Annotated in this window: 11 protein-coding genes and 2 tRNA genes; 6 read left to right on the forward strand and 7 right to left on the reverse strand. The window is 58.9% G+C overall.

The features are described 5' to 3' along the window. The first annotated feature begins 67 nt into the window (after nucleotides 1–67). Both lon and hupB read left to right on the forward strand, forming a co-directional pair. Nucleotides 68–2,491 carry an endopeptidase La gene (gene lon / locus BLW55_RS00325; protein WP_007007912.1) on the forward strand — a complete coding sequence of 808 codons (2,424 nt, stop codon included), beginning with the start codon at nucleotides 68–70 and terminating at the stop codon, nucleotides 2,489–2,491. Between the two features lie 360 nt (nucleotides 2,492–2,851). After that, a complete protein-coding gene (hupB, locus tag BLW55_RS00330; RefSeq protein ID WP_007007911.1) occupies nucleotides 2,852–3,127 on the forward strand; it encodes a DNA-binding protein HupB in 276 nt (91 codons plus the stop codon). Nucleotides 3,128–3,214: 87 nt separating this feature from the next. Here hupB and BLW55_RS00335 read toward each other — a convergent pair whose 3' ends face one another. Further along, complete coding sequence (locus BLW55_RS00335; RefSeq protein ID WP_090325860.1) at nucleotides 3,215–3,661, reverse strand: acetyltransferase; 447 nt, start codon at nucleotides 3,659–3,661, stop codon at nucleotides 3,215–3,217. A gap of 92 nt (nucleotides 3,662–3,753) precedes the next feature. Next, nucleotides 3,754–3,829: transfer RNA gene (locus BLW55_RS00340), tRNA-Val, on the reverse strand. Between the two features lie 184 nt (nucleotides 3,830–4,013). On the opposite strand from BLW55_RS00340, the gene BLW55_RS00345 reads away from it, so the two are divergent. Next, a tRNA-Asp gene (locus BLW55_RS00345) sits at nucleotides 4,014–4,090 on the forward strand. Between the two features lie 197 nt (nucleotides 4,091–4,287). Here the strand turns inward: BLW55_RS00345 and BLW55_RS20705 are convergent. After that, the gene (locus BLW55_RS20705; RefSeq protein ID WP_157776511.1) at nucleotides 4,288–4,446 is read right to left on the reverse strand and encodes a hypothetical protein; all 159 of its coding nucleotides are present in this window, start codon (nucleotides 4,444–4,446) and stop codon (nucleotides 4,288–4,290) included. Nucleotides 4,447–4,604: 158 nt separating this feature from the next. Between BLW55_RS20705 and BLW55_RS00350 the strand changes: the two genes are divergently transcribed. Beyond that, nucleotides 4,605–6,041, forward strand: a complete 1,437-nt coding sequence (locus BLW55_RS00350) for a GGDEF domain-containing protein (protein WP_244508950.1) — start codon at nucleotides 4,605–4,607, stop codon at nucleotides 6,039–6,041. Between the two features lie 408 nt (nucleotides 6,042–6,449). Here the strand turns inward: BLW55_RS00350 and BLW55_RS00355 are convergent, their stop codons facing one another. The 4 genes from BLW55_RS00355 to BLW55_RS00370 form a co-directional block, all read right to left on the reverse strand. Beyond that, a complete protein-coding gene (locus tag BLW55_RS00355; protein WP_007007908.1) occupies nucleotides 6,450–6,689 on the reverse strand; it encodes a hypothetical protein in 240 nt (79 codons plus the stop codon). 205 nt (nucleotides 6,690–6,894) lie between these two features. Further along, entirely contained in the window at nucleotides 6,895–8,658 is a 1,764-nt protein-coding gene (locus BLW55_RS00360) for a pilus assembly protein TadG-related protein (protein ID WP_090325865.1), read from the reverse strand. Between the two features lies 1 nt (nucleotide 8,659). Continuing rightward, nucleotides 8,660–9,088, reverse strand: coding sequence for a TadE/TadG family type IV pilus assembly protein (locus BLW55_RS00365; RefSeq protein WP_007007906.1), 429 nt, complete (start codon nucleotides 9,086–9,088; stop codon nucleotides 8,660–8,662). 439 nt (nucleotides 9,089–9,527) lie between these two features. Continuing rightward, nucleotides 9,528–10,742 (reverse strand): winged helix-turn-helix domain-containing protein, encoded by a 1,215-nt coding sequence (locus BLW55_RS00370; protein WP_177174992.1) that lies wholly within the window; start codon nucleotides 10,740–10,742, stop codon nucleotides 9,528–9,530. Nucleotides 10,743–11,110: 368 nt separating this feature from the next. Between BLW55_RS00370 and BLW55_RS00375 the strand changes: the two genes are divergently transcribed. Both BLW55_RS00375 and BLW55_RS00380 read left to right on the forward strand, forming a co-directional pair. Next, entirely contained in the window at nucleotides 11,111–11,476 is a 366-nt protein-coding gene (locus tag BLW55_RS00375) for an NADH-quinone oxidoreductase subunit A (protein WP_007007904.1), read from the forward strand. Then, complete coding sequence (locus tag BLW55_RS00380; protein WP_007007903.1) at nucleotides 11,467–12,042, forward strand: NuoB/complex I 20 kDa subunit family protein; 576 nt, start codon at nucleotides 11,467–11,469, stop codon at nucleotides 12,040–12,042. Before BLW55_RS00375 ends, BLW55_RS00380 begins: the two co-directional genes overlap by 10 nt. Nucleotide 12,043: the final 1 nt, after the last annotated feature.

Below are 12,043 nucleotides of genomic sequence, written 5' to 3' on the forward strand. Positions count from 1 at the left end.
GCTCTGGCCGGATAGACTGAAGCCCGCGACTGGCTCTTGAGCGGTCGCGGTTTGAAAAGGCTGAAACATGACTGATACCCCCAAGACCGCTGGTGGCGCTCCTTATCCCGTATTGCCCCTGCGCGATATCGTGGTGTTCCCGCACATGATCGTTCCGCTCTTCGTCGGCCGCGACAAGTCGATCAAGGCGCTGGAAGAGGTGATGGGTGCCGAGCGGCAGATCCTGCTGGCCACGCAGATGAACGCTGCGGATGATGATCCGGAGCCGAGTGGCATTTACGACGTCGGTACGCTTGCCAATGTGCTGCAGCTCCTGAAATTGCCTGACGGCACGGTCAAGGTGCTCGTCGAGGGCACTTCGCGTGCGCGCATCTCGCAGTTTACCGAGCGTGAGGAGTTTCACGAGGCCACGGCCGATCTCCTTCCCGAGCCGGAAGAGGATCAGGTGGAGATCGAGGCGCTGGCGCGCTCCGTGGTTTCCGACTTCGAAAATTACGTAAAGCTGAACAAAAAGATTTCGCCCGAGGTGGTCGGAGCTGCGAACCAGATCGAGGATTACTCGAAGCTGGCAGACACGGTTGCCTCGCATCTGGCCATCAAGATTCCCGAAAAGCAGGAAATGCTTGCCACGCTCTCCGTGCGTGAGCGGCTTGAAAAGGCCATGGGCTTCATGGAAGCCGAAATCTCCGTTCTGCAGGTGGAAAAGCGTATCCGCTCGCGCGTCAAGCGCCAGATGGAGAAGACGCAGCGCGAGTATTATCTGAATGAGCAGATGAAGGCCATTCAGAAGGAGCTCGGCGAGGGCGAGGACGGCCGCAATGAGGCCGCCGAACTGGAAGAGCGCATCAACAAGACCAAGCTCTCCAAGGAAGCGCGCGAGAAGGCCGATGCGGAGCTGAAAAAGCTCAAGACAATGTCGCCCATGTCGGCCGAGGCCACGGTGGTCCGCAACTATCTCGACTGGCTGCTCTCCATTCCGTGGAAGAAGCCGAGCAAGATCAAGAACGACCTCGAATTCGCCGAGAATGTGCTCGATACGGATCACTTCGGCCTTGAGAAGGTCAAGGAGCGTATTGTCGAGTATCTGGCCGTCCAGAGCCGTCAGAAGAAGCTGAAGGGCCCGATCCTGTGCCTCGTCGGACCGCCCGGCGTCGGCAAGACCTCGCTCGCCAAGTCCATCGCCAAGGCCACCGGACGCGAATATGTCCGCATGGCGCTGGGTGGCGTGCGCGACGAGGCAGAGATCCGCGGTCATCGCCGCACCTATATCGGCTCGATGCCCGGCAAGGTCGTCCAGTCGATGAAGAAGGCAAAGAAGTCCAACCCGCTCTTCCTGCTCGACGAGATCGACAAGATGGGCATGGATTTCCGTGGCGATCCGTCATCGGCCCTGCTTGAGGTTCTCGATCCCGAGCAGAATTCGACCTTCATGGATCACTATCTCGAGGTGGAATATGACCTGTCGAGCGTGATGTTCGTCACCACGGCCAACACGCTGAACATTCCGCCGGCGCTGATGGATCGTATGGAGATCATCCGCATCGCCGGCTACACCGAGGATGAGAAGGTGGAGATCGCCAAGCGGCACCTCCTGCCCAAGGCCGTGCGCGAGCATGCGCTCGAGGCGCACGAGTTCTCCGTGACCGATGGCGCGCTGCAGCAGATCATCCGCACCTACACGCGTGAGGCGGGTGTCCGTAACCTTGAGCGTGAGCTGATGAAGCTCGCCCGCAAGGCGGTGACGGAAATCCTGCGCAATGCCAAGAAGGACGGCGGCAAGGACAAGGTCGAAGTGACCGAGGACAACCTGTCGGATTATCTGGGCGTGCAGCGCTTCCGCTTCGGTCAGGCCGAGGGCGAGGATCAGGTGGGTGTCGTGACCGGCCTTGCCTGGACGGAAGTCGGCGGCGAGCTTCTCACCATCGAAGGTGTCATGATGCCCGGTAAGGGCAAGATGACGGTGACCGGCAATCTGCGCGACGTGATGAAGGAATCGATTTCGGCAGCGGCATCCTATGTCCGCTCGCGTGCCGTCGATTTCGGCATCGAGCCGCCCGTCTTCGACAAGAAGGACATTCACGTGCACGTGCCGGAAGGCGCGACGCCCAAGGATGGCCCTTCGGCAGGCGTTGCCATGGCGACCTCCATCGTGTCGATCATGACGGGCATCCCGGTGCGCAAGGATATCGCCATGACCGGCGAGATCACCCTGCGGGGCCGCGTGCTGCCCATCGGCGGATTGAAGGAAAAGCTCCTTGCTGCATTGCGTGGTGGAATCAAGAAGGTGCTGATCCCCGAAGAGAACGCCAAGGACCTGGCCGATATTCCAGAGAACGTGAAGAACGGTCTCGAGATCGTGCCGGTCAGCCGCGTTGGGGAAGTGCTCGAACATGCGCTCACCCGCACGCCCGATCCGATTGACTGGGTCGAGCCCGTGGAGCCGGCGAAGGTGGCAGCCGGTGAGGGCGAGGGGCAGACGATCGCCCATTAGATCGCCGTGCGTCCGTCCGGACGCACAAAGGACGGCCCAAATTATTGATGGAGCATCGGAATAGCCCGAAAACCGGATTCACTTTTCGGTCCGATGCTCCAACGCCTTCCCGCAGGGCTGGTTCGGCAGGTGCGCTGAACCGGTGCAGCGCAAGGGATCGCTCCATTTCAAGGCCGCTTTTTCGGCAAAACTCTCAAAAGCCGGGCTTCGTGCCCGGCTTTTCTGTCGAAAACCGCAGAAAACATGGGTTTTCGAAGGGCGCTGAAGCATTTCGTGCTTGGTGGCGGCAAATGTTCTCCCTAGACTGCCTCGAGCCGAGTGAGTCGCATCACTTGGTCCTTATCAGGAAGGGGTAATTACATGAACAAGAACGAGCTCGTATCCGCAGTCGCAGAAGAGGCAGGCCTCTCGAAAAGCGATGCCCAGTCCGCGGTCGATGCGGTTTTCGCCGTCATCGAAGGCGAACTCAAGAAGGGTGGGGACGTGCGCCTCGTCGGCTTCGGCAACTTCTCCGTTTCGCGGCGTGAGGCCTCCACGGGCCGCAACCCGCAGACCGGCGCCACGGTTCAGATCCCGGCCCGCAACGTGCCGAAGTTCTCGGCCGGCAAGGGTCTGAAGGACGCAGTCAACAGCTGATTGCGCCCTTGAGGGAATGCAAGAAAAGCCGGGTTTCGACCCGGCTTTTCTTTTGGCCGTATGGCTTCCTGTTCTTCCTGAATGCGATCAGGGCGCGCGCAGGCTCATATGCAGAAGCGGGTAGGGGCGACCGTCGCCATCGCGCGGGGAACGTCCCGTCACCGTGAAGCCCATCTTCTGATAAAAGCCGAGCGCCTGCTCGTTCTGCTCGTTGACCTCGAGTGTGAGCCGCCTGCCGGCGACCTGGCGGGCATGGGTAACAAGTTGCGCACCGAGGCCTTTCCCGCGCGCATCAGGGTCAACAAACAGGCTGTCGATATGCGCCGCTGTCAGCCCCATGAACGCGAGGGGAGAATCGCGCCCGTCCACCGCGACCCAGAGCCTGGCCTCCGGCAGATAGCTGCCGGCAACGTCTGCTTCGATCGCGCGGAAATCCGATTCGGATAGAAAATCATGAGTGGCGCGAACCGACCGCCGCCAGATTTCCATCAGGTCGACGAGGTCATCTTTCCGGGCCTTGCGAATCTCGGGCACCTACGCGCTCCCTGGGGAAGGAAATGGTGGCCTGGAGCACGGCAAAACCGGCATGCCGATCAAAATGGCCGGTCCAGTAAGGGAGAGGGGAATGGTGGGCGATGACAGGCTCGAACTGCCGACATCTTCGGTGTAAACGAAGCGCTCTACCAACTGAGCTAATCGCCCATTCCAAGCGGATCGTTTAGGGCGTTCGCGCACGGATCGCAAGCAAAAAACCGCGTCTCCAGCACATATTGGAGCAACATCAAGAAAGTTTCACAAACTGCATCCTGGCTGCTTGACACCACATCAAGAACCCCCTAATTCAGCGCTCATCGACGCGTTGCTGCTTCGGCACAGCGCCTCAAGCGCGGGTGTAGCTCAGTTGGTTAGAGTGCCGGCCTGTCACGCCGGAGGTCGCGGGTTCGAGCCCCGTCACTCGCGCCACTTCTCAAAGAAATTGAAGAAGTGGCGCTCGGAGGGAAACTCTGAAGCCGGGGTGAAAATTCCCCCTCCCACTTTTCCCAGAATTCCATCGCTTTTGAGAGTAAACGCACAGCGCTTCTGCCCTGAAGATTCAGCGCGCCTTGTCTTGGCGTGTGGCCGGGAAAGCGTCTGCCAGAGCATCCCGAGATCCATTGCGATCAGCGGATTGTGGCTGTGCGGAAGGGGTCCACGGCGGGGAGATCATTCGTTCGCTCCGCACTGTCGAGAAGATAGACGAACATGATCACCGCAGCCGCCGCCGGTGACAGCAGGAGCGCAGCGCGCAACACATACGAGAACAGTTTGATCGGGCTCATGGCGTGAGACTAAAGCTCGAACTTTAATGGACCCTGCACGCTTGTGTTAACCATGGCTCGTAATGTTCGGCACAGATGGTTTCCGCGGCCCGTCTTAACCCGGCTGACAGCATTCAATGCTAGTCTGCCACCACAGTTTGTGGGGGTCGCAGCCAGTGGTGACCAATTCTATAGCCAGCGAACGAACGCCGAAGCGATCGTTCGTAGCGACAATCCAGGCCGCAATTTTGCTCGGCCTTGTCGTGTTCGGCACCTGTCTCTTCGGAATCTACACGCGACCGGTCGATTTTCTCGCCACGGTATGGCCAGCCAATGCCGTCATGCTCGGCCTGCTGTTGCGGATGCCTGCCACGGCATCGCGCTATGGCTGGGGTGCCGCCACTGCTGGGTTCATTGCTGCTGACCTTCTCACCGGCTCTCCGCTTGGCAAGACGCTCATACTGACGGGTGCGAATCTTGCCAGCATCGGCGGGGCCTTTGTGGTTCTGCGGATGTTTCCGCGGGAGGCGATCCGACTGCAGACGCCGGAATCGGTTCCCCAGCTGGTTTCGGCGATCGGTTTTGGCGCCTGTATGGCGGGGCTGGTGGGATCGGTGGCAAATCCGATTCTGTTCAGCGGCACCGCACTGGGCGGCTGGACATTCTGGTTCGTCACCGAGTTTGCCAACTTTGTCGCGATCCTGCCGGTCATTCTCACCGCCCGCGTGATTCCATTCCCGCGCGGCGCATCGGCGAAACGGCTGGCCTATCTCGCAATGCCGATGATTGCGCTTGTGCTTACATGCTTTGCCAGTTTTCAGATCGGCGGTCCTGGCGCCGTCGCGTTTCCCGTGCCGGCACTCCTGTGGGCGGCGATCGTGTATCCGCGTTTCGTCACGGTCCTCCTGACGTCGGTGTTCAGCTTCTGGAGCCTGATCGCGCTCTCTGCAAACCTGTTCGACAAGATGGTTGATGTCTCCGCAGAAGGTGCTCTGATCTCCATGCGGCTTGGCGTCAGCCTGATCACCCTTGCCCCTCTGATGCTCGCCAGTGCAATGGCAAAACAAAAGGATCTCATTGCCCAGCTCTCCCATCTTGCCCGGCACGATCCCTTGTCCAATCTCCTCAACCGACGTGCTTTCGGGGAAGAGGTGTTGCGGCTCGCGCGGTCCTGCGCCCGACAGGCTCAGCCCTATTCCGTCCTCATGCTGGACATCGATCACTTCAAATCCATCAACGACCGGTTCGGTCATGCGACCGGAGACCAGGTGATTTCGATTGCAGCGGCAAGAATTTCGGCGTGTCTGCGCGGCAACGACATTATTGGTCGGGTCGGTGGCGAGGAATTCGCCATTCTTCTACCCAAATGCCGCCGCGAACAGGCGCTTGAGGTCGCCGAGCGCATCCGCAGCGCCTTCTCGCAGGCACCCGTCAAGCCGGAAAGGCAGGTTGCTATCCCTGTGACGGTCAGTGTCGGGCTGGCATCATCGGAAGACGGTTCAGCCACGATTGAGGCGCTTTTGGAGGAAGCCGACAGGGCGCTCTATCGCGCCAAGCACCTCGGCCGCAATCGCGCCGAGATACACGGTCATGCGCCGGGCTGGAAATCGGTTTAGTCGTTGTGGCAGGTATCTGGCCCGGGCCTGATGGGGCAGCCCTCTCAACGAATGGTGTTTATATTTAATTGGTGCTCTTGCAACGGTCGGCCCTCGCCACCACATGGGAATAAGCGGTGGCTGAGCCGGAGCGGGACGTCCTGCAGGATGTGTGGCGAGGTTCCCCGGGCAGCCGCTGTATTCGACCTGAACGACCCCGTGGTGACCATGAAGGTACCGGCACCCGGTTGGCTCTCAGGAGCGAAGGAAGCGGGCCACGGCCCGCTTTTTTGTTTTCTGCGGCGGGGCCGCGGCTGGCGTCGACACCAGATCGCCGTGCGCCCATCCGGACGCACAAAGGACGATCTGATCTATTGCTGGAGCATCGGAATAATCCGAAAACCGGATTCCACTTTTCGGTCCGATGCTCTACAGGCCGAGCAGGGCCTTGGCTTCCTCAAGACTGGACATGGACGCGTCGTGATCGCCAGCCTTGTGCTGCTCCTCGCCCTGGGCGCGCAGCTCCTGGACCCGGGCCCTGTCGCTTTCCGAGAGCGAGGCGGTCGGCATTGCCTGGTCGATTTCACCCATCAGAACCGGGCATGAATGTGCATAAGCCGCTGCCGGCGACAGGCCGATCAGCGCGACAAGAAGTGCATAGCGTTTCATGATCTCCTCCACATCGCCAAATGGTCCACGCTCCAGTCGTGGCATCTGGGGGAAGCCGCGATTATACACCGTTTTGTTCTCTGGCACCAACGGGCCGTTTACGTCCGCTGTTACGGTTGGTCGACAGGATCGACCCTTGGCTGGGAACAAAAAAAGCCCCGCAGGTCGGTTTGCGGGGCAAGTGGCTGCACGTTTCTCCGGGGCTTTATTGTACGAGCACCGGGCGTTCGCAGTTTACGCCGGTAACCCTCACATCGGCTTCGCCGATCTTCACGCCGGCCAGCGCAAGCACATTGTAGAGGAGTTCGTCGATCGGTTCCGACAGGCTTGAGAGAAGCGTCTTGACTGTGCCCTTTACAAGCGTGCTGTTTAGGAGCGTTCCACCCAGAAGCGACCCGCCCAGAACCTTGACGTCGAGCTGCAGATTGTCGAGCAGCGAACTGGTCGTGGAACCCAGCACGTCGCGCGTTGACACGTTTCGAACGCGGGCGTTCTGGATATCGGAGCTTGAGAAGCGCAGACGGGAAGGCTGCATGTTCTGTGTCTCCACATGCGCCATGCCTTCCACCGATACGCTCAAGAGGCCGCCGACATCGATCATCTTGGCTGGGGTGACCCGTGCCTGATCCGAGAAGGTGGACAGGACACTGTCATCGACCTCGCCAAGCGCAATCTCAAGCAGGCCCGGCATCGCATCGACGACGACGCTTCCTCTGTTTGGGTGGGCGGGGCTGCACTGAATATCGGCGAGCCGTGCCTCTGCGTGGGCGACTTCCACATAGAGCGGCACACGCAGTTTCGTTTTCAGAACCACAAGGTCTATGCCGATTTCGAAAGAGACCTTGAGGCGCGTCTGCGCCGTGCGCACGGCGGTGCCGATGGGGCCAAGCGCATGACTGGGCGTGCCCACAGGCGGTTCACCGATGGCGAGCTTGACTGAAAGACTGGTGAGGGGAGGAAGGTTAAGGCCTGTATCGACCGCAATCTGGTTGTCACCATTGGCGAGCGCGGCGCTCGCGGTAATCATTTCCAGCGCCGAAATCTTCATGTCCCAGGGGGCATCGGTAGCGATGGTCAACGGCCCTTTCGGATCGAGATTCAGGATCCGTTCCAGCCTGATCTTGCTGCTGCTCTTCGAGGTTGCCGTCTCCAGCGTCTTGAGAACGCTCTGCACCGTTGGCGGGACGCCGCTCGTCAGACGCATTGTAGACAGCAATTGCGGCAGGGTGAGTTCTGTTTCCAGGATCTCGCTATAGGTCAGGGCGTTCAGGTCCAGGCGTGTCGCAAGGGTCTGCATGAAGGAGAGGACGTTGATGTCGGTGTCGAGCAACCCTTCATAATCCATCACCTTCAGCGAAATTGTCGTGCCCAGAAGACCGCCCAGGAGACTGTTCAGTATGCCTCCATTGAGGCTTGCGAGACGGGAGCCCACGGAAAAGCCGGCAAGCTTCTCCGCCGACGCCGTGCCGACTGCGGAGAGTTGCGGCGGATCGATGAACATCGCGCCAAAGTAAAGATCGCCAAGTTTTCTGATTGTCACCTTCGCCGCATCCGGCGATGTCTCCATCTCGACGAACCGCAGATTGCTGGTGATCGACGGGTCGGGGTAATACCGCCCGCGCACGAGCCGCGCTATGCCGCGTTTTTCCTGATCAATATATTCTTCGGCAGACAGGTAGCGCTCATCAAGCAGAAGCCCGTGGTCGGTTTCAACGGCGATGTTCTGGTTGTTCAGGGCAAAGAACTTGGCAACGACCTCCTCGGCTTTGGCAATGTCCGCGGCCGCGACAATGGAAGCGAGGTCTGCCGTCTTCTGCAGCTTCCGGTCCTGCAGGGTGAGATTGCCGTAATCCACGCCGAGTGCCACGCAGCCGATCATGATCGGCAGGAAAAGCGCAAACAGTGTCGCTACATTTGCGCGCCGGTCCCGGGCGAAGCTGCATAAGGCGCGCTTTTTTTCACAGGACATGTCAAAGTCCCCCGAGCCGGATTGTCGAGAAGCCGACAATCTCCTTGTCAGGCATGGCGTAGGAATAGAGGGACCAGATAGGCAGATCTGCAGCATCATACTTGACGGTGACAGTAAATTGACTGGGATTTACGGCGTCGTCGGCGACCTGAATGTCGAACTTCTCGACATTGATAAATGGGTGCTTGATCATCGACTGCTCGATGAAGTCGCGCGCCAGCTTCTGCCTTTCAGGCTGAGAAAGCCCTGCAACTGCGGCTCGGGCAGCATCTGCGCTGACCTGCTGTACGGAATGGGCTGCACTCAGATAAATTCCGTAGGCAATCATGGAAAAGACAGTGAGAAAAAACACCGGTGCTATGATTGCAAATTCAAGCGCGGCGGTGCCATCTGATCGATGGAAAAATTTTATGAAAAGTTTTCTGTTCATTGCAAATACTCCCAAGCCCGGGAATAGGATTCAGGAGCAGAAATAAACAAAGATTAAACAGAGAAAGCGGATTCAAATACTGATGATTGCTGGAATCTGGTTGCAGAAATTTTTCAGGCAACTTTTGATTTATATGATTTTTATATTTTTGAACAACTCAAGGTTACACAAGTCAGGATTGTGGTTTTCTGGATTTTCCGGGAGTGCAGGGTTTTATTGGAGTGGGGCTACCCGATCTGGATCGGTTATCTCGCCTTAAAATTGAGAAAATAGAAATTTGGCGAACCCGGAACAGTTGTCGATCCATCGAAGCAATATGTTCTTCTCATGAATTGGCGATCAAAAAAAAATCTCAAAAAATTTTGTAACTACATAGTAAAAATGCCAGAAGTTGCAAAAATTTTTATTGTAACCTGAAATTTGGATGCTATGACTGGTGTCAGTCCCGATGCCTGGAAGCTTCGGCTTTGAGGCGGTCTGCAAGATCTCCGCGCGGCATGATGGTGATGGTATCCAGATTCAGCCAACGCGACAGACGCTGGAGTTCTGCGTAAAGGGCTTCTGATGTGTGAGCCGGTGCGTGTCGCTCCGCATGGCTCGACTGGACAAGAAGAACCCGCCCGGCGCGGTCCGCTTTGAGATCGACGCGTGCGACAATGCGATCCCCCAGAAGAAAGGGCAGGACATAGTAGCCATGCACACGTTTGTGGGCAGGCGTGTAAATCTCGATCCGGTAGCGAAATCCGAAAATGCGCTCGGCTCTGTCGCGCTCCCACACGACCGGATCGAAAGGGGCGAGGAGGGCGGGTCTGTCGATACGGCGCGGGAGATGTGCGTCCCTGTGGAGATATGCGGGGTGACGCCAGCCCTTGATCTCCACCGGCTGCAGCACGCCTTCTTCCACGAGCTCGGCGACGCGTGCCTGGGAGGTGGCGGGCTTCAGTCGAAAGTAATCTCTGATGTCCGGTTCGCTGGCAACACCAAGCGCACGCGCAGCGATGTCGACGAGGGCGCGCTGCGCGTCGTCTTCACGCGGTGTGGGCGTCTCAAGGACCTCTCGCGGCAGAACGCGCTCGGGAAGATCGTAGAGACGCTCGAAACTGGGGCGGCGCGAATGCGTGGTGATGCGCCCGCACCAGAATAGCCATTCAAGCGCCTTCTTGGTCTCGCTCCAGCCCCACCAGCCGCCGCTTCCCGTCTCTCCCTCAAAGTCGGATGCGGCGATCGGGCCGCCGGCTTCCACCTGCCTGTAAACACGATCCACGAGTTCGCGCTTCTCGCGGGCGAAATGAACGAGCCCTTTGTAGACACCTTCACCACGCGCAGCGCGCTCCATACGCCAGCGCATGAGGGGCTGGGTCTCGACCGGCAGGAGCGAGGCTTCGTGCGCCCAGTATTCGAAAAGCATGCGCGGCTTTCTGGATTGCGCGCGGCCAAGAAGATCGACCGGATAGGGGCCCAGCCGTGCATAGAGCGGCATTAAATGTGCGCGCGCCAGAACGTTGACCGAGTCGATCTGTAGGAGCCCGGTGCGTCCCAGCATGCGCTTTATGTGTTGCCGGGTAACGGTTCCCCTGAGTGGCGTGGTGGAAAACCCCTGGGCACCGAGGGCAATTCGCCGCACCTCGCCCGGTGTGAGTCGCTCTCTCTGCATTCGCGGCGCCCCGTCCTGCTTTTTGTCTTGTACAAGACCTAGACAGTGGATGGATCAGGCGCCACCCGATTGTTCCAAAAGAGCGGAGTCTCCTGACAGGAAACGCATAACGCTTTACACACGGCTTTTATGCGTTAAGTCCGCTGTTGCAGCACGTCGGGAGGGCGTTGTGTGTGAACAATGGCGGATATGCGTGCGACAATGCCGCGATCTCGCCAAGGTTTGACTTGCGTCGCCAAGCGCCCTGCGCTAACCCTCGCCGCGTTGCAACATGAGCCTAGCCTTGCTGCCTTGGCCGTAGGCGCAAAAACCCGGTCACGGGCCTTGATACGCAGCCTCGCCCGCGGCGGGCAACGGAAAGTCGGACCATGAATGAGCTTCTGAGTTCATACCTACCTATCGTTATTTTCATCGGCGTTGCGCTTGTCGTCGCTCTTGCGCTGGTGGTTGCGCCATTCCTGGTGGCCTATCGCAATCCGGATCCCGAGAAGCTGTCTGCTTATGAATGCGGTTTCAACGCGTTCGACGATGCCCGCATGAAGTTCGATGTGCGCTTCTATCTGGTGGCGATTCTCTTCATCATCTTCGATCTGGAAGTGGCTTTCCTCTTCCCGTGGGCGGTGGCGTTCGGAGATATCGGCTGGCTCGGCTTCTGGTCGATGATGGTGTTCCTCGGAATTCTCACCATCGGCTTCATCTATGAATGGAAGAAGGGAGCGCTGGAATGGGACTGAACAACGACACGCTCGTAGCGCCCCGGCCCAAGGGATTGATCGACCCGAACACCGGCAACCCGGTTGGTTCGGATGATCCTTTCTACACGGGCATCAACAACGAACTTTCTGACAAGGGCTTTCTTGTCACGTCTTCGGAAGCGCTGATCACCTGGGCGCGCACCGGCTCGCTCATGTGGATGACCTTCGGTCTGGCGTGCTGCGCTGTCGAGATGATGCACATCTCCATGCCGCGCTATGATGCCGAGCGTTTCGGCATCGCGCCGCGCGCATCGCCGCGCCAGTCGGATGTGATGATCGTTGCCGGCACGCTGACCAACAAGATGGCGCCCGCGCTGCGCAAGGTCTATGACCAGATGCCGGAGCCGCGTTACGTCATCTCCATGGGCTCGTGTGCCAATGGCGGCGGCTATTATCACTATTCCTATTCGGTGGTGCGCGGCTGCGATCGCGTCGTGCCCGTCGATATCTATGTGCCCGGCTGCCCGCCCACGGCGGAAGCGCTGCTTTACGGCATTCTTCTTCTGCAGAAGAAGATCCGTCGCACCGGTACGATCGAACGTTAGA

Origin of the sequence: Nitratireductor aquibiodomus (genome assembly GCF_900105565.1) — a bacterium.
Taxonomy (GTDB): Bacteria; Pseudomonadota; Alphaproteobacteria; order Rhizobiales; family Rhizobiaceae; genus Nitratireductor; species Nitratireductor aquibiodomus.

Excerpts from the sequence above, each read along its gene's own strand:
- hupB (WP_007007911.1), top strand. The coding sequence starts at position 2,852 with ATGAACAAGAACGAGCTCGTATCCGCAGTCGCAGAAGAGGCAGGCCTC.
- BLW55_RS20705 (WP_157776511.1), bottom strand. The coding sequence starts at position 4,446 with ATGAGCCCGATCAAACTGTTCTCGTATGTGTTGCGCGCTGCGCTCCTG.
- BLW55_RS00365 (WP_007007906.1), bottom strand. The coding sequence starts at position 9,088 with ATGAACAGAAAACTTTTCATAAAATTTTTCCATCGATCAGATGGCACC.
- BLW55_RS00360 (WP_090325865.1), bottom strand. The coding sequence starts at position 8,658 with ATGTCCTGTGAAAAAAAGCGCGCCTTATGCAGCTTCGCCCGGGACCGG.
- lon (WP_007007912.1), top strand. The coding sequence starts at position 68 with ATGACTGATACCCCCAAGACCGCTGGTGGCGCTCCTTATCCCGTATTG.
- BLW55_RS00380 (WP_007007903.1), top strand. The coding sequence starts at position 11,467 with ATGGGACTGAACAACGACACGCTCGTAGCGCCCCGGCCCAAGGGATTG.
- BLW55_RS00370 (WP_177174992.1), bottom strand. The coding sequence starts at position 10,742 with ATGCAGAGAGAGCGACTCACACCGGGCGAGGTGCGGCGAATTGCCCTC.
- BLW55_RS00355 (WP_007007908.1), bottom strand. The coding sequence starts at position 6,689 with ATGAAACGCTATGCACTTCTTGTCGCGCTGATCGGCCTGTCGCCGGCA.
- BLW55_RS00375 (WP_007007904.1), top strand. The coding sequence starts at position 11,111 with ATGAATGAGCTTCTGAGTTCATACCTACCTATCGTTATTTTCATCGGC.